The 25,688-nt window shown below is 57.7% G+C and carries 13 protein-coding genes; 3 read left to right on the plus strand and 10 right to left on the minus strand.

Translation table 11 applies throughout. The features are described from left to right. Positions 1-563: 563 nt before the first annotated feature. The 3 genes from LOC70_RS07495 to LOC70_RS07505 all read right to left on the minus strand — a co-directional run bounded on the left by LOC70_RS07495 (position 564) and on the right by LOC70_RS07505 (position 4,857). On the minus strand, positions 564-2,276 hold the full coding sequence (locus LOC70_RS07495) for a hypothetical protein (RefSeq protein WP_230252948.1): 1,713 nt from the start codon (positions 2,274-2,276) through the stop codon (positions 564-566). 52 nt (positions 2,277-2,328) lie between these two features. Then, positions 2,329-3,003, minus strand: coding sequence for a hypothetical protein (locus tag LOC70_RS07500; protein WP_230252950.1), 675 nt, complete (start codon positions 3,001-3,003; stop codon positions 2,329-2,331). Positions 3,004-3,093: 90 nt separating this feature from the next. Then, entirely contained in the window at positions 3,094-4,857 is a 1,764-nt protein-coding gene (locus LOC70_RS07505; protein WP_230252952.1) for an Hsp70 family protein, read from the minus strand. A gap of 263 nt (positions 4,858-5,120) precedes the next feature. On the opposite strand from LOC70_RS07505, the gene LOC70_RS07510 reads away from it, so the two are divergent. Then, positions 5,121-5,867 carry a DUF726 domain-containing protein gene (locus LOC70_RS07510; RefSeq protein ID WP_230252953.1) on the plus strand — a complete coding sequence of 249 codons (747 nt, stop codon included), beginning with the start codon at positions 5,121-5,123 and terminating at the stop codon, positions 5,865-5,867. A 1,060-nt stretch (positions 5,868-6,927) separates the two neighbouring features. Here the strand turns inward: LOC70_RS07510 and LOC70_RS07515 are convergent. The 5 genes from LOC70_RS07515 to LOC70_RS07535 form a co-directional block, all read right to left on the minus strand. Then, complete coding sequence (locus LOC70_RS07515; protein ID WP_230252954.1) at positions 6,928-7,173, minus strand: RNA-binding S4 domain-containing protein; 246 nt, start codon at positions 7,171-7,173, stop codon at positions 6,928-6,930. After that, on the minus strand, positions 7,170-8,201 hold the full coding sequence (locus tag LOC70_RS07520; protein WP_230252955.1) for an endonuclease/exonuclease/phosphatase family protein: 1,032 nt from the start codon (positions 8,199-8,201) through the stop codon (positions 7,170-7,172). The genes LOC70_RS07515 and LOC70_RS07520 overlap by 4 nt, the downstream gene beginning before the upstream one ends. Positions 8,202-8,431: 230 nt before the next feature. After that, on the minus strand, positions 8,432-9,640 hold the full coding sequence (locus LOC70_RS07525; protein ID WP_230252956.1) for a hypothetical protein: 1,209 nt from the start codon (positions 9,638-9,640) through the stop codon (positions 8,432-8,434). 775 nt (positions 9,641-10,415) lie between these two features. Beyond that, positions 10,416-14,186 (minus strand): DUF4347 domain-containing protein, encoded by a 3,771-nt coding sequence (locus LOC70_RS07530; RefSeq protein WP_230252957.1) that lies wholly within the window; start codon positions 14,184-14,186, stop codon positions 10,416-10,418. Positions 14,187-15,125: 939 nt separating this feature from the next. Then, the gene (locus tag LOC70_RS07535) at positions 15,126-18,266 is read right to left on the minus strand and encodes a dockerin type I domain-containing protein (RefSeq protein WP_230252958.1); all 3,141 of its coding nucleotides are present in this window, start codon (positions 18,264-18,266) and stop codon (positions 15,126-15,128) included. 380 nt (positions 18,267-18,646) lie between these two features. On the opposite strand from LOC70_RS07535, the gene LOC70_RS07540 reads away from it, so the two are divergent. Further along, the gene (locus tag LOC70_RS07540; protein ID WP_230252959.1) at positions 18,647-20,350 is read left to right on the plus strand and encodes a hypothetical protein; all 1,704 of its coding nucleotides are present in this window, start codon (positions 18,647-18,649) and stop codon (positions 20,348-20,350) included. A 310-nt stretch (positions 20,351-20,660) separates the two neighbouring features. Beyond that, a complete protein-coding gene (locus LOC70_RS07545) occupies positions 20,661-21,245 on the plus strand; it encodes a hypothetical protein (RefSeq protein WP_230252960.1) in 585 nt (194 codons plus the stop codon). Between the two features lie 547 nt (positions 21,246-21,792). On the opposite strand, the gene LOC70_RS07550 is transcribed toward LOC70_RS07545, so the two are convergent. Then, on the minus strand, positions 21,793-23,286 hold the full coding sequence (locus tag LOC70_RS07550) for a hypothetical protein (protein WP_230252961.1): 1,494 nt from the start codon (positions 23,284-23,286) through the stop codon (positions 21,793-21,795). Then, complete coding sequence (gene xrtU / locus LOC70_RS07555) at positions 23,283-25,112, minus strand: exosortase U (RefSeq protein WP_230252962.1); 1,830 nt, start codon at positions 25,110-25,112, stop codon at positions 23,283-23,285. Before xrtU ends, LOC70_RS07550 begins: the two co-directional genes overlap by 4 nt. Between the last annotated feature and the right edge of the window lie 576 nt (positions 25,113-25,688).

Raw genomic sequence — 25,688 nt, forward strand, 5'->3', positions numbered from 1 at the left:
AGCGGTTGTGCGTTTCGCGATCCTGAGCCAACCGAGAGACGCCGATTGGTCGAGTGTCCGTAGGCCGTACCGAGCGAAGCGAGCTACGGCGGGTTAGTGGTTTTGGTCGCTTGGAGCGTTTTGTTGTTCGGTTTAACGATGAAGGCACCGATCGATCCGGCCAACCGCGGCTAACGCCGATCGGCTACGAGGGTGTTTGGCGGGTTGTGTTTTTTAGTAATGGTTGATTGATTGGCCTTCGGAATCTTGTTTCGCATGTTGCGACGGAACGCCCTTCATAGCCGGAGTGCGTTAGCACCGGTTGCCACGTTGAGCGTTTGGCCATTCTGAGCCAACCGAGAGACGTCAATTGGTCGAGCCACCGTAGGTCGTACCGAGCGGAGCGAGCTACGGCGGGGGGGTGGTTGTGGTCGCTCGGAGTTTTTTGTTGATTGGTTTTGCGTTGAAGGCACCGATCGACACGGCCAACCGCGGCTAACGCCGGTCGGCTACGGGGGGCTCGAGGCGTGTCGATTGGCGAACTGGGCTATCACAAAAATCTTTGTTCGCACGATCAATAACAACTACCCCGCGAATAGTTGGGCTCGGGCGAAGATCAACAGGCCTCGATCACCGTGGCAAAAGCTGAGCACCAAGTTCATCCATTCGGTGTCGTCGTGATACGCCGCAGCTTCTTGCAATCGGCGAAGAGAATCGCTGGGGGCTTCACCGCAAGACTGGACGTAGCGAAAGACTCGCTCCCGCCAAAACTTCTCGTAGCAACTGGCGAAGTACCTCTGTCGCGACACATCGGACTTTGGTTCTAGGTATTTCGGATAGAACCACCAAAAGAACGCCAGTGGAAACGCGACCAATCCGCCGATGAGTGCGACAATGGTGAGGGCACCCTCTTCGCCCGCACTGGCGAAGGCACTGATCGCCGACATGAACAGAATCCACGACAAAGTAAACACGATTCCAAACAGCAAGTACAGTCCAGCGAACGGCAGCCATTTCCAACGCACGTCAATCCATGACGCTCGATTGCCGACTGTCTCCAGCGTATGTTTCAAATCCTTCAAGCACGAAACCGCTTGTCGGCTGTTCTTTTCGTCGTCGACTTGGTTGGCGACCACGCCGGAGGTTTCCGCCAAATCGCCGGTTGCCATCATCATCAACATGAACAACGCGTGGGCATCTTCGTCCGAATCCGCTGGCAACGCCGTCCGGATCTGATGAGCATTGCGGGCGATTTGGTCCAGCTTGTGAATCATCTCGGCGGTGGCGTCGGGCCCGTCACCGGTGCAGTAGGTTCGCAAGAACGCGTCCATCGTGGCCCGAGAATTCGACTCCATCGAGGCCGGCTGTTGATTCGACAAGTAGTCCAGCAACAGCTCGATGAACTCGTAATCCATGTGCATCACGTCGTCGAAATCGGCGGCGTGTTGCGACAACTCCATCAATTTCGATTCGGACCATGACCGCGGTGCTTTCCAAATCGCCGTTCGCAGCAATCGAAGGTAAAAAGCCGAACGCGGACGAGGATCCGTTTGTCGCAATTCCGATTCGCACTGCTGCAGCAGTTGTTGCGTTTCTTCAAACGGTTGTTGACGAACCAACCGTTCCCACAATGGTTCCGTCAATCGATAGAAATTCGGTGAGCGAATGGTTTTGGCCAGCGACGGAAGCACCTTCGCAGCCTGGTCAAGCGGCACGTCGCCTCTGAGGGTTCCCGCCAACAATGACAGCAACCCTGGCTCGCCGGGGTGCTCTTTCAACCCAAGCAACAGCCAACGCATGAAATCGCTCTGCCACTTGGATCTCTCCGATGGCTTTTTCACCAGGTCGCTGAGCACTGCCAGCGTGTAGTACTCCAGCGGCGTTCGGGAATCCTTTTGCGAGAGCCGAACATAGGTCTCACGCGGGTTTGCGATGGCTTCGTCCGCAGGCGAAAGCGGAGCCGCTGGGCGTGGTCTCGGGGGAGGCTCAACGGAAGAGTGTTCTGACGGACTCGGCGAAGAGGTCGAATCGGCGGAAGATGGTTCGCGGGTTGGACTGGATTCCCACGCCTCGGCGGCGGACTGATGAGAGGCTTGGTTGCGTCCGTAACGCTCCGCGTTTTCCAACTGTTCGTAAGCCGCACGAATGCGCTGAAATTCTTGCGGGTGGGTTTCAGGTTTGAACTGCCGAATCAATTTCCCGTAAGCACGTTTCAGATCGCGACGGTCAAATTCTTCGGGCAATTCGAAGAACGACCGCGGGTCGTGTGGGAGGTGATGCCAAGCGGGGTCGGACATGAACGAAGGCTATGCGTGAATGAACGTAAACTTCAAAGCAAGACGATGGCGGCTAGCCGCGAGCGATGATCCGAATGATTTGCAAGACAACGATGATGACAATGAACCAAAGTCGGAAACTGCCCCAATCGGTGTAGCGTGCGGACGCGGGGCCGGACGTTTTCGGGTTTTGCAGTGTCAACAACCAATCCCGTTCCAGCTCGAACAACGCGGGGTATTGTGCCGCGATGCGTTTTGATGTCGAAGCAGCTTTCTTGCGGACGCTCTTGGTCGTCAAGTTTTGCAGGTAGCGTTCGCGAACGTAGCCGGCTTCGGACGATGGCAGCACAATCGCTTTGCCCAAAGAGACCACCAACTCACGATCGAAAGATTCATCCGCTAGCAGGTCCACAAAGGAGTTTCGCTCGCTCGCCGCTGTTTTCAGTCGATGAATCGTTGCGGATAACTCTGGTGTCGATTTGGGGTTCAGCTCGGACAGTCGTTGGCTCAGTTCGTCATCGCTGAGGTGAAAAAACTGCTTCTGCAGCGTCGCGACTGATTCCCGAGCCTGTTTGCGTGCTTCGTGGTTGGCCATTGCCTCCTCGAACGACTCTTCGCCGCTCGATTGAGACTCGTGGTTGGGCAAACCCAGTTTTTGACGACGCAATTGCAAGGCACTCGCGGACTGCCACACTGGATTGATCTCCAACATGGTTTTCAAGTATTCCGCTGTCGATGGGGTGGTCACGGAAGAGCTTTCGTGAAGGCGATGCGTTTTGAGATCGCGAGAATCGATCGGGAGAATGCAGCGAACGCTGATGGTGTAGAAAAGTGGCGGCTAGAGTTCGTCGTGGTCCAATCCGAGGGCGGACAGGACCATCAGCAATGTGTCTTTGGCTCGATCAAAGTGTTCCCGGTCGGCTCGGGCCATGGCGTCCTCGTACATGTCCAGGGCTTCATCGAGTTGCTGACGCTGAGACGGATGCAATTCCCCCAGCATTCGTTCGGCGAACCGGGCGAGCTTTTGATTGTCCAGGTCGTCGCGAGGGTAAAATTTCAGTGAATCAATGCGTTGCTTGGCTTCTTCGATTTGTGCTGGTGACAACTGACGGACATGATTGGTCAGGACCGTGCGGAATTTTTCGCCGCCGGGTGCGTACGCTTCCACTTCCAAAACACCAGAAAGATCGTAGGTGAATCGCACGTAGATTGGGCTGCCGGCGGGACCGGGCGGCAGGCCTTTCACTTCGAGTTCACCCAGCGGTGTGTTGTCGGCGACTTTGCGAGCGTCGCCCTGGAAGACTTTCAACGTCACGTTGGTTTGGTTGGCTGAAACCGTGCTGAAAACCTCTTCGCGAGAGACCGGGATGGTGCAGTTGCGATGCAGGACTGGTTTGAAATATCCGTCCTGCATGTGACCGCCGAATTCCTTGACGATTTCGACGCCTAATGTGAATGGGCACACATCGGTCATCACCATGTCGTCGACCGCAGCGTCTTGACCGATCAAAGCGGCTTGCACGGCGGCGCCCAACGCAACCACTTCATCGGGATCGTGATCCATGATGGGTGGTTTGCCAAAGTAGTCCACGACGAAGTCACGCAGCACCGGCATGCGAGTTGACCCGCCAACAAGGATCACGTCGTCGATGTCTTCTGGACCGAGGTCAGCGTCTCGCAGAGCACGTGCGATCGGCGCGGCGATTCGCTGCATCAAAGGTTCGCTGATGCGAGCGAATTCGACGCGTCCGATGGTGAACGTCTTGGGCGATTCGGGAAAGTTGCCGTCGGAATCGGGCAACCGGATCTGGCTTTGTTCGTCTTGCGAGAGTTTGCGTTTCGCCTTTTCGCATTCGCCTCGCAATCGCGAAACGCGGAGTGGTTGTTGCAGTTCCGCCAATTCCAATTGTGTTTCTTCTTTGGCGAGGATGGCGGAGACGATTCGGTCGGTGAAGTCTTCGCCGCCCAACATGCTTTCGCCGGCAGTGGCTCGAATTTCAAGCGTGCCTTCGAAAACTTCCATCACGGTGACATCGAATGTTCCACCGCCCAAGTCGATCACGCACAGATTCTTTTCGTCTTCGCGAGCATGAAACCCGTACACCAGTGCCGCCGCGGTTGGTTCGTTGATCATTCGTCGAACGTTCAGTCCCGCCATTTCACCCGCCAACCGTGTGGCGGTTCGCTGGTGATCGTTGAAGTAAGCGGGGACGGTGATTACGGCGTCGGTGATCTCACAATTCAAGTACGCGGCTGCGTCGTCACGAAGCGATTGCAACACGAGGCTGCTGAGTTCGTGCGGGGTGAATTCCTTGTCGCCCAGTTGCAGTTTGCGTTCCTGGCCCATGTAGCGTTTGAAGACCCACGCACATCGATCGGGGGCGGTGACTCGCAACTCTTTGGCAGCGTCGCCCACCACGATTTCGCCGTTGGCCAAGACACCAACGATGGATGGCGTCAGCGTTCCGCCGTGAGCGTTGGGAATCAGCTCGGGTTTGCCGTCTCGAAACACGCTGACCAGTGAATGCGTGGTCCCCAGATCGATGCCAATGCAGACGGGTTCGTCGGTCGGGAAGGAGGAGTCGGAGCCGAACTCGGGCATGAATCGGTGGGGTGTGTTGCGGAAAAGATGGCAGGGGTGAATTTCGCAGCGACGCTAGTCTAGTGGACCAAACGCGCGGCGCGCATTGGATCGCTTTGCGTCGAATTCAATCGATCGGGTATAATGGATTTGAAATTTTTGATGTTTTTTCGATGGTCTTGCCACACCCCACGTTTCGCAGACTCGAAACGCGAGAATCGGTGACGTGAGGGCGAGGCAAACGGGCTGAAACGACGCGGCCGCCCCTATGGAGTCCGAATACGATGACGGTACGGATCGAAGCCATTGACGAGAGCGGGCAAGGTCCAATCCATATCGTAGTGGCCGGCTATCGGGCTCGTCCCTGCGAAAATTTGGTCCGGGCGGCGAAGTTGAGCGGATCCACTTATCGAGTCCGCTGGGCCGCGGGGTCGTGGGCGGAAGCCGGTGCGTCAGCGGGCGTGATGGCTCGCGCGACACGAGTTGCCGTCCCGGCGTTGCACCAAGGACGAGCGTTGGTGGGCGTTGGCTCGCTGGCGGGCGGAATCGGTGCTGCCGCGGTGATCGGCGCCGCAAATTTTCGCATTCGATACGCGACGGCGCGGCGCGACGGGCTGCGTTTGGCGGACGAGATCATGAAGTTGCCTGGCGTGCGAACGCGACCGTTGAATTTGATTGGGCATTCGCTGGGGACCGTCGTGGTCCGCGCGGCGTTGGAACGATTGTCCGAGCGACCTTGCCACATCGAAGACGTGTTGCTGATGGGCGGAATGACCTCGCGGAAAAAATGGGATCAGCACGCAGAGATGTTTCGCGGGCGACTGGTGAATCTGTATTCGCCGTGGGATCGAGTTTTGAATGTGGCCCCTGTGCTGGATCGCGTTGTTGGAACCGGAGCGATTCTTTGCGATCGGTTGGCGGATCGTTTGACGAACCATGACTTGTGCCGCGAGTTGCCACACCAATTGAATTTTTGGAAACACCACAGTGGGTACTGGAATTCGTTCGGTCGGTTTGCAATCCCGGTTTGATGGGGTGGTGGGTTGGCGAATTGGTGATGCGATGTCGTTCGGTTTGGCGTGGAAGGCTCAGGTGGAACGTGCCAACCGCGGCTAACGCCGATCGGCTACGGGGTTGGTGGGAATGCGATGTTTGCAAGGGTGGCTTAGTTGTTCGCAATGATCTCGCGTCGGACTAGGTTTGTGAACGCACCACTTAGCCGGAGTGCGTTAGCACCGGTTGCCCCGTTAAGCGTTTAGCCCTGACAAACCAATCGAGATACCACCGATCGGTCGAGCCGCCCGTAGGCCGTACCGAGCGAAGCGAGCCACGGCGGATTGGTGGTTGTGTTCGCTTGAAGCGTTTTGTTGTTCGGTTTGGCGTTGCGGGTCCAGGTAGAACAGGCCAACCGCGGCTAACGCCGATCGGCTATTGGGTGGTGTGGTAGTCGTTGAATGTTTGCGGTGGCAAATGGTTTGGATTTGTAACCTTGGTGCGATGATCGAGAACGAACGCACGTCGTAGCCGAAGTGCGTTAGCACCGGTTGCCACGCTGTATATTTTGCCCTGATGATCCAATTGAAAGATCGTCGATTGGCCGAGCCACCCGTAGGCCGTAACGAGCGAAGCGAGCTACGGCGGGTTGGTGGTTGTGTTGGCTCGGAGCGTTTGCGTCGTTCGGTTTGCGTTGAGGGTCCATGTGGAACAGGCCAACCGCGGCTAACGCCGATCGGCTACTGGGTGGTGTGGTAGTCGTTGAATGTTTGCGGTGGCAAATGGTTTGGATTTGGAACCTCGGTGCGATGATCGAGAACGAACGCACGTCGTAGCCGTTGTGCGTTAGCACCGGTTGGAACGTTGAGCGTTTGGCCCTGACGAACCAATCGAGTGATCACCGATCGGTCGAGCCACCCGTAGGCCGTACCGAGCGAAGCGAGCTACGGCGGGTTGGTGGTTGTGTTGGCTCGGAGCGCTTGTTGTTAGGGATTGCGGGGAGGGTCCATGTGGAACAGGCCAACCGCGGCTAACGCCGATCGGCTATGGGGTGGTGTGGAGATTGCACCTTGGACGCACGTGGTTGGCGACCAAATTTCACATCGGTGGGTCGCCGAGGGATTGGATGTCCACGACATAATCCTCGCCTTCGAACGTCACGACATCGCCATCGTGCAATTGTTTCCGACGCCGTGTGTCGACTTCGCCGTTGAGCATCACCGCGCCCGATTGAATCAACACCTTGGCTTCGCCGCCGGTGCCGACCAAGCCCTCTCGTTTCAGGAAATCATCCAACCGAACCATCGGTCGATCGTCTGGATGGGATGACGTCGGCTCGCTCATCGGACTTGAAACCTTGCCAAAACAGGATTGTGATCGCTGATGTCACGTTGCGAATCAGGGATCGACCAATAGTTGTCCCAATGATCTTCTTGCGAATCCTGGCCTCCGGCAAAATTGAGATCGCTGCGGACCACGACGTCTCGCAGAGAAAGGTCCACGATGTCGGGGGAATCGAGGACCAAATCCTTGGAGACCAGAATGCGATCGAATTGCCGGCCAGGCAGCAGGTGCGTGGTCCGCTCGGCCGGCGGAATAGATTCGTGCAAATCCACCAGGTCATCGGATGGATCGTCCGTGCCACGAGACATCAAAACACCGAGGTCCGACGAGGGCGATATCTGGCCGGCCAGTTCTTCCGTGTTGAAGTCGCCAGTGACCAGCACGTGGACCGGTTGGTCTCGGGTGGCTTTCACGCCGGCGACCATTCGTTCCAACCACAGGCTGAGCGTGCGGGCTTGTCGCGAACGCAAATCGGCCTGTTCTGGCGTGGCTCGCAAATGACAATTCGCGATCACCAACAATTCGGTTTCACCGTTGACCGGCACCTCGACGACCGCGAAAGCGTGTTTGGAGACGGACGCGAAACCGCGTGACTTCATCGATGGCGTCACGATGCCGCGAGAGATGCTTCTCACGCCCGTGGTGCTGGTTGCCAGCAACGCCACGTCTTGTTCGGTGTAGAAGTCCTCGCCTTTGATCACGTAGTCGTCGTACTTCAAGCCGTGGTTTCGATCGAGGGCTCGCGTCAGAAAGAACATCACGTTCTGGCTTTCGATTTCTTGCAGCGCCACCACGGTGGGACGGACCTTCGCAATGGCTTCGGCCACCCTGTCACGTCGCCAATCCCATTGGGCTCGCGAGGGGGCACTCTTTTCACGCCCAAGACGACTTGGATTGTCCGCCGTTTCGTTGTCGTAGAACCATTCCAAGTTCCACGTCATCACGCTGAATTCAGCCGTCGGTTCCTGGGAATGAGCCGGCGAGGGAAGAACGCTGAGCAACAGCAAAATGAAGAGCAGAAACAACATCGACCGCATCAGGTCGAAGTCTCGATGGGGCGGGATCAATGGGATGTGAACGTTTGAGAGAATCGGAAGAAATCGAACGCTCGCGATCGAACCACCGTCAGGTCGCGAGCTTTCCGACAACATACGCGATGGGGACAAATCGTCGAAGTGTCTGGTTACCGAGATTTTCTTTCAAACACAATTTTGCTCGAGCGGGTGATCGCGTCTTTGCGTTGAAACTGCGAGAAACTTCAAACAGATCGCTCACCCGAGATCGCTGCAACGGCCAACAGATCGCCACGTTCGAAACAGAATTTTTCCAAGGCATCCAAGGCGGCTGCGTCGCCCGCATCTTTGGCTCGACGAGCCATCGCCAGCAACTCCGGCAACACCCGTTGGATCGGAACATCGTCGGGGAACAATTCCATCGCGGCTCGCAGGGCCTCCGCCGGACGACCGACTCGATCGAGAAGATCAATGTAGGTTTCGATGGCGCCGGCTCCGGCCACGTTCACGTCCACCGTGCGGGCTTTCTGTTCGAACATGCGAACGGCAGCGTCGACGTTTTGCCCCAGCAACGCAGAGAAAAAAGCCGCGTGGGCGGGATAGAAATCCACGAAGGGTTCTTCGCCGGGGTATTGAAAATCGGCTGGCAGGCGACGTCCGTATTGGCACAACTGCAAGGCTTTGTCGATCATGTCTTGGTCATCGATCACGGTCGCGAAGCGAACGGTCGACGACAGGTGCGTGGTGTCCAAATGGTAGCCGCCGCCACCTAAAATCCATTTGTATTTGGCGATGAGTTCGCCCAAGTTCAGATTTTCAGCGTCGGCGGACAACGTGTTGGCATCCACTCCATTGTCGGGACCGCGACTGCGGAAGTCGTCTCGGACCAGCGACAGCAGTTCGTCGTAGAACGAATTCAACAAGCATTCCGCGGCGACTTGCCGATCGGCACGCGACCGAGTCGCGATGGCTTGGTCATACAGCGTGATGCTGTTGCAAGTTCCCTGGTGTTGCAGCACGGCCGAGTAGCCTCGTCGGAGGTCCACGCTCTCGTGCAGCAAGACCTGAATCATCTCGTCGTAGTTCTCGTCGTCGATCTCGACCTCCGCCAGCAGTCGACGTGCGAGTTCGGTGTCGCCGGTTGGACGAAGGTACATCCATCCTTCGGCGATGCGTCCGTCCTGGATGAGCAACGCACCAGCTTGGCGACAGGCGTCCAGCAGGTCTTCCTCGAGGGCGCGTTCACGTTGTTTGTCCGCCTCCGAGTTGGCGGGCGAGAGGGGTTCGTCCGGATCGGCGATCATGGGCAATCCGTGACGCAACCGGCTTTTCATCTTCAACGCTTCGAAGAGTTCAATCGGCTGACGTTCGCGACGAAAGTGAGCGATGACTTCGTCGATGCGTTTGGCGGGATCGGAGCTGAGACGCGTGAGCAGTTGTGGATCGAGCGACACGGAAAATGAGCTTTGAGGCGGGAATGATTGGGGAAATCAGTCTGTCGAACGTGACGCAGAGGTCCGAAAATGTCAACAACGTGCCGGGGATGAAGTGGTTCGAGAGCGAGCGAACGATTCGAGTCCATGACCTCGCGAGAGTTTCCGCAAATCGAATGCACCAAATAGCCGGAGTGCGTTAGCACCGGTTGGCCCGTTGAGTGTTTGGCCCTGACGAACCAATCGACAGACCACCGATCGTTCGAGCCACGCGTAGGCCGTACCGAGCGAAGCGAGCTACGGCGGGAGTGACAATCGGTGGTGTTCGGAGTGTTTGTGTTGATCGGTTTTTCGTTGCAGGCACCAACGGAACGGGCCAACCGCGGCTAACGCCGTTCGGCTACGGGGATGGTGCGGGAATCGTTGAATGTTTGCGGTGGCAAATGGTTTGGATTGGAAACCTCGGTGCGTTCAGCGAGAACGAACGCACGTCGTAGCCGGAGTGCGTTAGCACCGGTTGGCCCGTTGAGCGTATGGCCCTGACGAACCAATCGAGAGACTACCGATCGGTCGAGCCGCCGTAGGCCGTACCGAGCTACGGCGGGAGTGACGATCGGTGGTGTTCGGAGCGTTTGTGTTGTTCAATTTTGCGTTGCAGGCACCAACGGAACGGGCCAACCGCGGCTAACGCCGATCGGCTACGGGGTTGCTCGAGAATGCAAGTTCGTTTGCGACGATCTATCGCCCGGCGTCGTTGATTTCGAACAAATTGGCTCAATCGTTCACTCAACCGACATCAAACAATCTCCCAGCGGCCGACCAATCCGTCGTCGAGATCGACGTAGTACAGCGACCCGTCAGGGCCTTGGCTGATCGCAACCACCACGCTGGCCCCCGTCGTGAAGGTTTGGACATTGGTGATCGCACCGGTCGCGTCGACGTCACCGTGCCGCACGATGCCTTGACCCAGGTCATTGAAGAACACGTCGCCATCGTATTCGGAACCGTAAGCGGACCCGCGATAAACGTCGCCCATCACGATCGCGTTGATGCCGTCGGCTTGGTGGTTGAGTGCATACTGCGAGGCCGTCACCTGGATGTCTTGTGCGAAGAAAGCCAAACCTTCGGCCGTGGCTGCGTACCCGGCTTGCACCACACTCGTGCCGCTGGCTCCTTCGTAGAACGGCCAGCCGAAGTTCGCTCCCGCGTCGCCTGAGTTGATCTCTTCCCATCGAGTCCAACCGACATCGCCGACGAACAACCGCCCCGTCACCGGATCCACCGACATACGGAATGGATTCCGAAGTCCCAATTGATAGACCTTGCTGCGGTTCGCATCGGGATCGCCGTTGTAGAACGGGTTGTCCGACAAACCTTCACCGGTGATCGGATCGATTCGCAACACCTTGCCAGACAGGCTGTCGATGTGCTGCACCCGGTCGGCTCGCACGTCGACTCGGTTGTAGCTCGCCCCATCACCGATCGACACGAACAGTTCGCCGTCGATGCCAAACGCCAACGCACCAACGGTGTGTGATTCGCTGTCGCTGTTGATGAAGTCGTTGAGGTAGTTGCCGTTCTCGTCTTCGCCCGCGGGGGCCACGGTGAAGTCAAACGTGCTGTTCTTGGTGCCTTCAAAGTTGTCCCAGGTGCTATTCTTGCCTAGCAAGACAACTTCGCTGTCCGCCACCACTGTTTGGTAGTCCGTCGCGGCATCCGCGGTGACTCGGATCAAGCGTCCGGCACGATTGCCTTTTCCATCTGGACCACCGAGCGAGCCATTTGCGTGGTTGGCAACTTCCGGTGGATCGTAGGTGAACAACAGATAAACGTACGGGTTATTGGCGAAGTCAGGATGCACCGCGATGTCGAGCAATCCTCGGTCTCGAGTGCCATTGACGATCGCTGAAATGTCAATGAATGGGCCTTCGTTTGTGACGCCATTGTTCACCGCGTGAATCACTCCGTCTTGCTGAGCGACCAGCATCGTTCCGTTTGGCAACCATTCGATCGCGGTCGGGCGATTGAACTGAGACGCGACGGTGACGCCGATGACCTCATCGCCGCCGACGATCGGTGGATCCAGTGGTGGTGGTGTTTGATCCAACGTCCATTGGTTGATGCGGTGAGAATTGGTCTTGCCGCCCGTGCCCGCGGTGAAGCCAACCAAGGCACTGTCACCGATCACATTGGTCAAATCGATGGTCGTCTTCAGCAATGCTTCCGTCGGTTGAACGTCCGTGTCCGACAGGTACACCGCCAAGACATCGCTGCTGCCGTTGTAGTCGACCCATGCGTAGCGGATGCTGCCGTTGTTGAGATCCAAGTCAGGGATGGCTGATCGAAGGCTGTTGCTGACGCTGTTGGTCAGGATCGAGATATGGTTGTCGTTGATCTCGCCTGGATTGCGATACGTGTCAAACTCGACCGCGACGGCTTGCGTGATGCCGTCTAAACCAAGACTACCGCCGCTCGCTCCCAGTGCTGCTGCCCCGCGTGGATCGTTGTGAAGAGTGAACGTCAGCCCGTCAGCACCCGATGTGCCTTCGCTGCCGAGGGCTTGAAAAGCGAACGAGGATCGGAAGCTACCATCGTTCGCCAAATTGACGGCGGTGTTGAAGAACGCACTGCCCGCAAGGTTGGTCGTGCTCGGCGTCAATTCCAGTGTGTCGGACTGCACCGTCGCCGAACCGTTCAGCGTCAGTCCGCTGACATCGCTGAAGTCAGCGAAATTCGGAAGCACCACGTCGTTGTCAATGATGGCAACCGTTGCGGTTCGCGGAGCCAGCAGTTCGCCGCCTTGCACGTTGTCAATCGTGACGTTGAAGGTCTCGTCGGTCTCCACGGCATCGTCGTCGGCGATGGTGATCAAGATCGACTGTTCGGTGACCCCATCCGCGAAGGTGAGCGTCCCGGTTTGCCCAATGTAATCAGTCCCGTCCGTCGCAGTTCCGGCAAACGTGTCGTAATCGACCGTCACCACGCCATCGCTGCCACCCGTTCGCAGCACGCGAATTTCGGCCGTGCCCGCGTCTTCGTCGACGGAGATGTTGCTGGTTGCCAAAGAAATTGTGCCCGGATTCCGTTCGGCTCCGAATTGAAAGTAACCGTTGCTCTGCAGCCATTCGGATTGCTTGAAACCGGGAGTCAACTCGTCATTCAGCCAAGTCCCAGTCGAGAAGACATCGGCTGCTTCGGTTTGGTAAGTCAGCCCGTTGAGTTCCAGTCGATCGATTCTCAAGTTGCGGTCAACCTCGCCATCGTTGACATACAGGTCATTGGTGAAACGCAACTGGATTTGCGAGATCTCAATGTTGGCGTCCGATTCGAAGTCCAATCGTACGAATTCGCCGGTTTCCACGTTGCCACCAACGTTGTCCCACGTGGCGACCGATTGGCCGTCGATCCACAATTCGAGCGTTTCAGTGTTCTCCGCTCCGGCCGCGTAAATCGAGATCGACGTGTTCGTGGTTGGGGAGGCGTATTGGAAATAACCGTCCGCATGAATCCATTCGCTTTCCCGGAAACCTGGCGTGATGCCATCGGATTCTCGCCATGTGCCGGTCCCAAACGTGGTAGAGCTTTCCGATTGCACGGTGACTCCATTGACGGTGATGGAGTCGACCACCAAATTCCGGTCGATACCTTGGTCGGGTTCGTAGAGATCGTTGGTGAAAGCGACACGAACATCGCTGGCGGTGGCATCGTCGGCACCGTCGTAGGTGAACGTTTGAAACTGCCGTGAATCAACATCGCCGCCGATATTGTTCCAGGTTTGGACGACTTCGCCGTTGATCTGCAGTTGCATCTGTTCTTCGCCCGTCGTTCCCGCCGCGCGAATCGTGATTGGCAAGACCATTTCGATGTGTTGCAGGCGATCGGCCATGGCCATCAGCGACGAGTCGATTTGTCCCGCATGGAATTCCAAATCCCAGTCTGCTTGAAAACCATGATGACCCGTGGCGTCGGTGGATGCGGCCACGTCAACCGAGGTGAGATCGGCCAGTGTATGAACGAAGCGTTGCCCCTTGACTCCGGCCGCCGCCTCGCATCCATAAAGCAAGATGTCCGCACCCGAAGCCAGCGAGCGTTGCCACTGAGCGAGCTGCGATGCATTCGCTTTCAGCATACCTTCGTTCACTCGTTCGCCCGCCAACATCAGCGAACCGGACTCGCCGTGCGAGATAATGTGCACGGATTGAATGTTCGTCCGCGAGGACAGTACTCGGGTGATTTGATCGATCGCGGGACTCTCATGATCGAGCAGAACCACCTCGACGCCGTTGCGAAGGACGTCCTGCAGAGAATCCGTGGCTTCGACGTCCGCGTCGATGAAAGCGATCTCGGTCAGGCGAGTGGCAGCCGAGGTCGACTGATTACCGGAGGAGTCCTCGGTCGGTGAGTCGTTTGCCGGGCTCTCGGAGGATTGCACGGCTTCCGCGATTTCGGCACCGGCGTCCCCCGCGAGCATCAAGCGTTCCTCGAGAGTCTCCACGTTCCAATGGCCGGTTGAGGCCGATTGGCGGGGTGCGGTGGAGCGTTTGCGGCGAGAGAATTGGCGGATCATCGGAGTCGTTCCCTGTGCGTGGATTCGACCGTCTGCAGGGTGTTCCGCGTTGAGTCCTTGCGGATATCCCTGCAGAGGGGTGCGTCGATGATAACTGCCGAAAAAATCGAATCAACTGTCACAATGTGAAATTGATGAGTTGGGTTGTCGATCGAGTGTGATCTGGGTGTTTTGAAGCGCTTTGGTTCCTCGGGTTTGCGTTGCGGGCACCAACGGAACCGGCCAACCGCGGCTAACGCCGATCGGCTACGGCGTTGGCTGGAACGCGACGTTGGTTGGAGTGCTGGGCGTTGCCGGTGGTATTGGTGTTTGCAGTGGTCTCGTGTCGCACCAGATGTGTGAACGCACCACGTAGCCGGAGTGCGTTAGCACCGGTTGCCACGATCCGCGTTTGGCCCTGACGACCAACCGAGAGACCACCGATCGGTCGAGTCACCTTAGGCCGTACCGAGCGAAGCGAGCTACGGCAACTTGATCGGTAGCGTTCCGGAGCGTTTTTCTTGCTCGGATTTGCGTTGTAGGCACCAACGGAACGGGCCAACCGCGGCTAACGCCGATCGGCTACGGGGTTGGTTGGCACGCTGCGTTGGTTGGAGTGCTGGGCGTTGCCGGTGGTATTGGTGTTCGCAGTAGTCTCGTGTCGCACCAAATGTGTGAACGCACCACTTAGCCGGCGTGCGTTAGCACCGGTTGCCACGATCTGTGCCTCGCCACTTCGATCCAATCAAAAGACCACCGATCGGTCGAGCCACTCGTAGGCCGTAACGAGCGAAGCGAGCTACAGAAACTCGATCAGTGGCGTTCCGAAGCGTTTGTGTTGCTCGAAATTGCATTGCAGGCACCAACGGAACCGGCCAACCGCGGCTAACGCCGATCGGCTATGGGGTGGTTGGCACGCGGTGTTTTGATACCGGTTGATCGACTGGCCGGAGACCGTGCTCAGTCTTGCGTTTCGTCCGACAGCAACTTCAGCGCGGAATCGGTCTCGTCACCCGCGAGGCCGGTGACTCGCGTGAGCACATCCACCAAATCGTCCGTCGTGACGGCGTAGGGATCGTTCGAGCTGGAGTCGATCAACTTGTTGATGTCAGTCAACACCTGGTCGCGAGCCGCGCTGTTGCTCGATGAACTCGCGAATCCGCGTGGTGACGCGGAGCCTTTGGAATCCAGCGGTGGAGCGACATCGTCAGAGGATCCCGTCTCGTCTTCCGCCAAAGAGCCTCCAGCGTCCGGTTCACCTTCGCCTTGGCCTGGTTCTTCTTCGCCGTTGTTCACGGTGCCGGCTGGCGTGTCGATGGTGTTCAAGTGATTGATCACCAGCAACGCATCGAGTGCCGTCACGAACCCATCGCCGTTGACGTCATAGCCGTAGCCCGGATCGCCAAAGCCGACCGGGCCAGGACCATACGTGTTCAGGTAATTGATGATCGTCAGTGCGTCGAGCGCCGTGACTTCTTCGTCCCCATTCACATCGTGAGGTTCGATGTCGTTGTGATAGGGCGTGTCGTTCTCGATGACTTGGATCACGAATGTTTCCGTCACAGGATCGACACCCGACGATTCCGACTCCGCCGTGATCTCCAGTTGGATCTCTTCTTGATCCAGCAGCGACACCGACACTCCGTTTGCAAGCCGCAACGTCGAGCCGTCAAATTGGAATCGCGAATCGTTGACCGACAATCGGTGATTGTTGGCCGCAGGGTTGCCAGCAATGCTGAGCAAACCAACCTCTGCACCAGGGCTTTGTTCTTCGACCGTTTGCGGTGTCAGAACGAAGTTCGCGGGGACTTCCGGCATGTCGATCACCTGCAACGTGATCGCTTTTTCGAACGAGTCGTCCTGGTGCGAAACCGTGACGTTGACCACGATCTCTTCGGATTGCTCGAAATCGACCGCGATTCCAGGCCGCAAACGCAGACTGCCGCTGATGATCATGAATCGCTCATCGTCAACAGCGAATTCGTAGAACTGGTCGTCGTCTTCATCGACCACCGTGATCTCGGTCACCACGTCGCCTTCGAAGTTCTCTCGCACGGTTGCCGTACCGGGCAAGACGTCCTCGATCGGATCGTCAGCGTCCTCGATCTGCAACGTCGCGGAGTGGATCAGAGGTTCTTCGAAGTCTTCGTCGTGAACGGTGATGACCAGCGGGATTGACCACTCGTCTTCCCAGTTCAATTTTTCAGGACCGACAAAGATCAGATTTCCGTTTTGGTCAACGATGAACCGCTCGTCATCGATCTCGATGACATGGTTGCTGGGGAAGTCCGCGTCGATGACTTCGATCTCGCCAATGATCTCGTTGATCAGGATGTTTTCTGGAACCGGATTGACGTGCGGGATGACCTCGGTGGGTGCATCAGGCACGTTGTTGACCGTGATGTTCAACACGTGCTCGGTGAAGTCGCGGCCATCATGTAGCCACACCGTGAATTCGTCGTTGCCGGCGAAATCTTCGTTGGGAACGTAGGCCAGCGAGCCCGCAATCGTCACCGTCGAAATGCCCGCGTTGGTTCCTTGGCGAGGAATCACGAGGAATTCGTCTTCTTCGGCATCCGACGCGTCACCGTAAATCGCCGGTGCGGCAGCGTTCAGGATCGTGTCCTCATCCATCGTCCAGGACGGCGGCGTGTCATAATCAGGAGCCGTGTTGGCTCCGATCAATCGCATCCCAAATTCGATCGGGTTCGGATCTTCGTTGTTGGTGATTTGGACGCGATGGGGTGCTGGCGTGCGAAGGCTCATTTCGGCCATTCCCGCGGCACCCAAGATCGCCACTCGTTTCAGTTCGGGATCCAACGCGATGTTGGCGAGTTCGGAAGCACTGGGGACGTTCAGCGTCGACAAATCGATGGCTAGGTCGACCACCAGATCACCGTTTTCCGCATCGATCAATCGCAGCCCCGCCGCTTCCGCGTCCACCGAGTCTGGCGTGAGCGTCACGATCAATCCACGAGCCGCATCAATCGCGACGGGTGCATTCGATGGCAAACTGTAAAGCGTCGCCAGGTCGGTGCTTTCCAAATCATGGACGGTCAATCCGTTGGCTTGGCGAACCACGACCAAGCCGGCTTCGTCGCTGAATCCGACCACTTCCAAACCACCGTCGACGATGATCGGATCGTTGTTTAGCAATGAGTCGCTGGCGTTGCTCCACACATGGATTTCCAACGCGTCGGTGGAGCCGCCTTGTCCGTCGTCGACCTGGGTTGCCCGAGACAGGATCGAACGGGTCGGCCCGTCGGTTTGACGAGCGGACGAATCGCCCACCAATTGTGTTTCCGATGCGACCTCAGTCGTCGTGGCTTCCGCGGTCATCGAAACCGTGTCGATGCTCCAGACCGTCGATTGCCCGTTCACACCTTCCTGCAACAGGATGCCTTTGCCAACATCATCCACCGCGCCGCCGATGAAAGCCGGAGCCAGATCGCTGTCGGTGAACGGCGTGACGCTGGTCAGTGCCGCGTCGACGACAAAAGCTTTGTGGCCCGAGGCATTGCTGCCCAACGCGAATAGGTCGCCGGAAGGAGCTCGCCAAATCGCCTGCAACTCGACGCCGACATCCATGGTCGAACCGATCGTGCCACTGTCGGTCAGCGTGTGCAGCGAGGTTCCTTTGACGAAGATTGCCGGCAGGATTTCGGCGTCCATGGTTCCTGGGTTCAGAACCATCGATGGGGTCATCGCGGTGATATCGGCTTCTTCCAGAAAGGGCCGAGCGGTGATGACCGAAGGAGTGGTTTGGATCTGCGAGTCCGTGCCGTTGAAGACTCGGACCACGTGCTGGCCGTCGGCCAATCCGGGGATCGAAAACTGCCCCGATTCGTCCGTCAGAGCAAATTGCTCGTTCACGTCGAGCTGACTGTTGTCGTTTTGGTCAACGAAAACGATGCGATGTTCGAGAGCAGCTTCACCGTCTTCCCGCTTCAATGAGTCATTGGCGTCGTGGAAGACCGACCCGACAATAGCGGCCAAGACTCGGCGGTCATCCAGCGTTTGCATGGCCAGACGGCGGCGGTTTCCACGTGGCAAAGCACGCTGGCTGCGGCGTCGCAGGCTCGGCAAGGAAACTCGCGGCATCGTGACCAAATCTCACAAGGCGGGGCAGGAGGGGAACGTCGACGTTATTAGGGGGACGCTTCGGGTGGCTAGAAAGTTCCCATGGGGGTGCATCTTTCGCGTCGATTTTGCGGGAATTGTGGTTCACCACCGTCCCGCGGGGTGGACGCAATTGTTTGTTGCCTTTTCGGAGAACTCTTCCCCGACCGTTGACGCCGTCGCCTATTATAGACGAGTCCCGTTCGATTCTGACTAGGGTTTTGAACGGATTTCCATCGATTCATCTCCGTTCGTTTGTTGCCATGCCGACGACTTTTCTTGCTGGTTCATCGCCCAAATTTGGACCAACTTCAACGCGTCGTTTCCATTCCGCGATCGCCGGGCCCAAGCTTTTTTCACGAATGCTTGGTCTGACCGCGGGAACTCTGATTGCCGCATCGGTGGTCGGATCGGGGGCCAGCCAGGTCCAAGCCCAGGGGCAACAGGCGGCAGCCCAGGCCGCCGAGCAAGCCGCGATGGAGGCTCAAATGCGGGGCGCCGGTGGCTACGGCGAGTCTGAATATCCGGGAATGGACAACCCCGATGACATGTACATGGAAGAAGAATACGGCATGGGGTCGGGCGATCCGTACGGCGACGGCGGTTACGGATCGGGTTACGGTGGACCGAGCAGTTCCGGCGGCCGCGGCCCAGCGGGTCCGCCACCGATGGCGATGTTCGAACTGTTTCAACCGGATTGGTCTCCGCTAGGCGAACGAGTCCAGCAGATCTTCACGTCCACTCGGCCCAGTGGCCCGGTCGCGTTGGGACCGGTGCTTCGCAATGAAGCCCACGTGGCCTACCGCTATGGCAATTTGCCCTTGGCGTTGCAGTTGTTCCATGGCTACCTCGCCCGTGGCAGTGAACATGCGGAAGAGCAGATGGACAAGGTTCTCTTTAGCAAACATTTCCGCAAACCCCTGTGGCACCTCCGCGTCGGAGTCAGCTTGGGTCTGCACGGCGACACCGAAACCTCGGATCCGTCGCCCATTTCCGGTTCCGGAACTTCCAACCGCATGAACGATGGCATGGGCATGGATGACATGGCCATGGGAATGGAAGCCGAAATGATGGGCATGGCGGCTGGAATGGGCGCCGCGATGGAAGCGGGAATGCGAGAAGGCATGGCGGCGATGGCTGGCGAAATGCAGGGCGGAATGGAAGAAATGGGCATGGGAATGGACGACCTCTACGCCGAAGATGGCATGGGCATGGGTGGACCCGGAATGGGGCCACCAGGCATGGGAGGTCCAGGCATGCGCGGGCCAAGGGGCGGTAACCTTGGCATGGCAGCAGCACCGAAAGCCGAGATGACCGACGCGGAATTGGATTCCCGGATGCAGCGTTACTTGGGATTGGTCGCTGAAACGGTGAAGTCAGGCCTTTCCAAACGAATCAAAGACGGCAAATTCGGGCACGCCTTGGTCGATGTGGCTCCCGAATCGACGACGCAAGGGCACACGGTCAACGGTGACTCGGTCGATGCTGCCAACAATCCCATGTGGATCCCGAGTGTTCAATTTGTCGGCGAAGGCAACTTTCGCGACACGGTGAAAAACGCCCACTACGCCGGGTTGGATTTGCTATTCCACTTCGATGTTGGTTTGAAGGAGAACCGCATGGGAGTCGTCAGCAATGTCAGCCGGTTGAAGGTCTTGGACGCTCGCTCGGGAAAGACTTTGGTGAGTTCCGGTCCGATGGACAACACCGAAGTCGAACGCATGACCCGAGTCGGTCGAGGGTCACCGTCCGCTTATGTCGACGAGCAACTGAAATCGCTTTGGTCGGTGGTCGACGAGCGATTGACGCTGAGCAGTTTGCCCGACCTCAGCCCCGAGGTGACTCGCAAACGAGTGGCTCAGGTCTTGGGCGACAGTGCTCTGACGCCGCTGCGGAAACTCGCCGAGATCCGCTACTACGGCTACCGAGGCTGGCTGACACCCGATGAAGTCGAACAAGCCTTCGAAATCACCGGCGGTGCGGACGCGATGAAGATCCTGCACGGCAGCGACACGCAAGCGATCGAAGCAATCCACGAGTTGGTCGCCCTGCCCGAATCAGAGTAAAGCCCCAGAGTAGAACCATTGTTCTCAATTGTTCCATCAACCAACGCCACTTCGTAGAAAACCAAACGAACCCAGTGGAAATCGGGTTTTGGGATACGCCACTCCCCGTTTCAACTCGACTCGAAAACCCTGCCGTCTGCGTCGACTTTTCCGACCAAGTAAAACAGGTCCCCTCCCGCGTCGTCATTCAAACCGACGCCTGCTGAATGCCGAAGCATTGGTTAAGTGAACCATTCTGCGTCCTGTGAATCGCAATCGGTTCGTGAATCGCAATCTCTCATTCGGCCCCCGCAAAAGGATTTGCCCGACCATGGCGACCTCGTTCAATTCACGACGCAAGTTGCTTCTCGCCGCGATCCTTGGATGCATGGCGGTCAGCACTGTGCAAACTCAAACCGCTTCGGCTGATTGGGGCACGCTCGTGCATCAAATGCACATCGGCTACCACCGCAATGTGGCTTGGCCCGACCCGTTCAACGAAGCCGACGCGATGCAGGTGGTCATGCCCTTTGAAGCGATGAAACGCAACGGATGGCGGATGCACAACACCATCGGTCACGAGCTGTTCCGTGCCGGCGATGGAGCGTTGCTCGCCGCCGGTCAAAACCGAGTGCGTTGGATCGCCACGCAAGCTCCCGAGAGCCGCCGCGAGATCTACGTCCTTCGCGGAAATACGCCCGCTGAGACGGAAGCTCGGATGAAAGCCGTCCGAAACGCCGTCGATGGATACGTGTTGGCTGGCCAACCGCAACCACAAGTCTTGGTGACCACGGTCGAACCCGCGACCTCGCCCGGTGTGATCGCAACCAAGATCAACCGAGAACGCTTGGACCAAATGGCCGCTCCCAAGCTGCCAACCACCAGCGCCGCCGGTACCGCGGGCATCACCCAGTAAGCTCTCAAGAGCGACAACCGAAAACGAAAAAAGGCGACTGGAAGCCAAGCTCCCAGTCGCCTTTTCGTATGTCGGTCGTGTCGCTCGATCAGACGCCCAAAATCACCCAACGCCCAATTTTTCTGGCCAATAAACTCTCATTCCAACCGTAGGTCCGGTTCCACCGGACGCCGACGCTGAAAAACCCTTTCCCGCCATTCACGAACGATCAACCCAACGTCGGGTAGGACCCGACCTACCGCGCGTCTTCGCTCTCTCCAACGATCGCCGCACGTGCTCTTCCCCGAGGTCCTTCATCCCAACCGTAGGTCCGGTTCCACCGGACACTCACACTGAAAACCCTCTTCCCGCCATTCACGAAAGATCGACCCAACGTCGGGTGGGACCCGACCTACTGGGAGTCTTCGCTCTCCCCAACGGCGGCCGCACAGTGCTCTTCCGCGAGAACCTTCACTCCAACCGTAGGTCCGGTTCCACCGGACGCCGACGCTTGAAAACCTCTTCCCACCATTCAGGACGATCGACCCAACGTCGGGTAAGACCCGACCTACTGCGCGGCTCCGCTCTCCCCAACGATGGCCGCACGGTGCTCTTCAGCCAGGTCCTCTTGCCCCAGGGCTTCAAAACAAATCGCCAGGGACTCATGCGCCGCGTCGGCCAACGACTCCTCCGCGAGAGCACGTTCCAAATCTGGGATGGCTTCCAGGTGCTTGCCGAGCTTCGTCAGAATTTGACCGCGCGTCTCGTAGAAATAGGCGTTGGGCTCGGAAACACTCTCGATCGCTTGCTCGCTGATCGTCAAAGCCTGTTCCATATCCGCGTCCTCTTTTTCCGCCAGAGCCACCGCGAGGTTGTTCAGGATCGCTGCACTGTGAGGAAGGTGCTCCGCAGCCAACTTCAAGTGCAAGGTTGCTTTGTCCGCATCGTCTTTCAACAACGCCGCCGTGCCACGAATGAAGTTTGCAATGCCGGGTGACGAACCCTTCACCAGCGCCGCTCGAATCTTCGACAGTTCCTTGTCCTCCGACTCCAACGTTTTCAAAACTTGATCCGCGACCAAGCTCAAAACACGAGGGTTGTTGGGAGCGTACTGCAAAGCCACTTGCAGCATCTTCAGAACCCGCAAGCGTTCTTCGGGAGTCTCGTTGGGTTCGGATTCGATCTTGTTGATCCATACGACGATGGTGTCGCCCATCGCTTGCTGAAGTGCCGCCTGGTGCTCCTTGGTCTTCATGCGACCGATGGATTCGTTCAGCAATCGAACCGCGTCGGCGTGCTTTTCGAGAAATATCAACGCTTGGACATTGGCCATCGCCAATTGCGGACTCGCAGGCTCCTCCGCGAAAAGTTGCTGGACCTTCTCCAACGTGGCTTCCGCGTACCGCGTTGCCGCATCCGATTCTCCCGCCTGACGAGAAATCACCGCGGCTTGCAGACCTCGCATCGGCTGAACGGAAGCGAGTTGAACCAGGTAAGGAATGGCTTGGTTCTGACGATTGGTGCGAACCAAGTAATCCGCGTAAGCTTGCTTAATCCCCAAATCGTCCGGCGTTTCTTCACTCAAAAACTGCAGCAGTTGACCAAATTCACGCTGCTCCGCGTCCTCGAGATCAGCCCATTTCTTTTTGTCGTAGAGTTCTTGCAGCAACCACCGAGCCGCCTTCGGATCACGCTGTTGCCCCACCAGGCCGCGCATCAACGAGTACGCCTCCTCCGTTTCATCCTGCTGATGACGCGCAACTGCGTACCGGAAAAGTGTATCCGCCGATTCGTCACCTTCTTCCATTTGCCGACGAATCAACAACTCCGCCGTCTGGTAGTCATCCCGTTCGAAAGCATCCGCCAACTGATCGCGAATCAATTGGCTTCGCCAAGACACGTTCTCACCGGAGGAGACAAACAGCAGGATCGCCAGGGCGATGGTGAGTCCAATCGCCGGAACAGCGGTGCCGGCACGCTTCCACGGAATCGTGCGGAACCAGGCGACGAACCATTGACCCAACCATTTGAACCACTGCAGCGGATTGAAGTACCGAATCATGGCGACACCTCCTCGCTGCTGACCGGGTTTTGCTCGCCCTTACTTTGCTGCGGCGTTGTCCCACGTGATGCCTTCACAGCGACCGCAATTTTATGCCGCAACCCGTCAAACATTTCGTCTACCCGATTCACCGCTTGAGTGTCCAACTTTTGGGGCGACGCGACCCAAAGCTGCAGCATCATCATGGGCTCGATTGTTTCTTCCAGCCCATCGGAGGCTTCCGCCAAACGATTGCCAATCCGTCCGGGGCGTTCGGGCGGAAACACAAAATCGCCGTCTGACGTGATGGCCGTGTACCACAGATGTCCTCGAGCCTCCGTGTCCCCGCCGAACAAAGCGTATGCAAATGGCTCAGCTGTGGTGGCTGCTGACGCCGACGCTTCAGTTTCTTCCAGGGTGCGATTGAGCAAACGCCAATCCTGATTCTCGTAGCAAAGACAGAGTTCGTGCCATTCCGCGTAGGTTTGGCTGAGCACGAACTGTCCTTGGATCGGTACTCCACCGACCACCGCCGAGAACTTCCATACATCGGCGTTGCGACCCAGGATCGGATTCTCATTCTCGCGGGAACTTTGATGCGAAACGAGCTCAAACCCAGTGTTTCCGGACGCGATCAGGGACGCGGGCGGGTCGAAGATCAACCCGTCCAAGAACATTCCTTGTGCGCCTTGCTCCATCCCAATCGCACTTACCTTCATCGCCGAGCTGGTTGTGACGGACACCAAAACAACCCCGAGCACGCCCATGGCGATGGCGAACGGTTTGGCTTGCAAGCGATTGAGCAACCTCGCTAACTGCAATTGCAGACCCACTTTATTCGAGTCCGTCGTCGGCTGATTGCTGCGGTAGTACTCGCCCACCGCATCCACGTTTTGCCCGTCGTCAACGACCCAGTTCCAAGCGGCCACGATCGGATTGTCCGCGTGCTCTTCGGCACTGGTTCCGGTCACATGCATCAGCGTCATGACCATCCCGTCGAAGGACCACAGAAAGAACGCCGAAATCGCGAGCGTGGTGTAACCGAGAATGTCGTGTGCCCAACCACTGGCCAGATCCAGCGAAAGCCATTGATCGGCGACGGCAACCATCGTCACCCGAAGGACATTGCCCCCAACGGCCAAGATCAACGCGATGACCAAGTAAATCGGAGCCAGCCACAGTTTCCGACGATTGATGGCCACGATCAGCGTGCTCAAGAACGCCATCGTGAACACTGATTGAATGCCGCTGCACGCCTCCGCGACAAACAATTCGCGGTCAGGCAACTCAATGACATTGCGTGTGACCGCGTGTGGGATGGAGAGCACGTCCAATAGCAAGCTCGACATCAACGTCGTCAGCCGCTGCAACTCGATCACCAGCAATTGGTCGTAGCCGAGCGGCAAACGAACCAGCAGCAGCAGCGGAAGTGCGAGCCCGAGCAGGCTTTTATCCGCCGGACCTCGCATCACTGCCAAGCACGCCGCGGCGAAACATACGAAGGCGATCGACATCATCCACGGCGACTGGACACTCCAGCTACCAAGCATCGCCAGGACACCGATGGCAATGAGTGCGAGCGAGCTCAGTCGCGACGGAGCGTAAAAATAACGATCGCTTCGAGACCAAGCCAACCAGACCACCGCTCCGATCGCAAACGGGAAGTACTGGTAGTGATCCAGTCGCCACATCCGCGTGAAGTAGATGGTGAGCATCGGCAGACCAGCCACCAACAACGCCGCCCAAAACCAAGTCCAAACGGATTGCATAACGGGGGTGCGCACCACAGCGGGTGGTGCCGCTGCTTTCGTCCGCATGGGGCCAATGGGCGTTGCTTCAGTGGTCATGAAAACTGATCAAATGGGCAGGGGGGAGGGACGCCCATCATAAGAAGAGTCAGACGCAATCGCCAGGATTGCTCAGTGAAAATGCCATGAATCGCACGGGTTCAGGATTCCCCATTCGGAAAATCCAAAGTAGCCCGAATCAAATTCCTAACCCGCCGCGTCAGCAGGGCCACGGGCTCATGACCCGTAGTGGAATTCGCCAGAATTCAAATGAACGCACTCGTCTCAATTCTCGCAAAAGCTGCGACTCAATACGGAACGAGGATCCTCCGCACGTCGTCGAGGTCCGAATTCTTGACGAATTCGGCTACTTCTTGAACGCCACCTATCGCAACATGCCCCGCTGCGTCAACGAGGCCAGAAACTCCATGACCCGTAGTGGAATTCGCCAGAATTCAGATGAAAGCGTCCGTCTCAACCCTCGCTAATGCCGCGACTCAAGACGGAACGACGAGGATCCCCGTAGGCTCGGCGGCTGGAACGAAGTTTTCGCGAACCTCTTTGACAACCGAATTCTGGCGAATCCGGCTACGTCTTGAGCGTCACCTATCGCAACATAACCCGCAGCGTCAGCAA

Source organism: Rhodopirellula halodulae (assembly GCF_020966775.1).
GTDB classification, from domain to species: Bacteria; Planctomycetota; Planctomycetia; order Pirellulales; family Pirellulaceae; genus Rhodopirellula; species Rhodopirellula halodulae.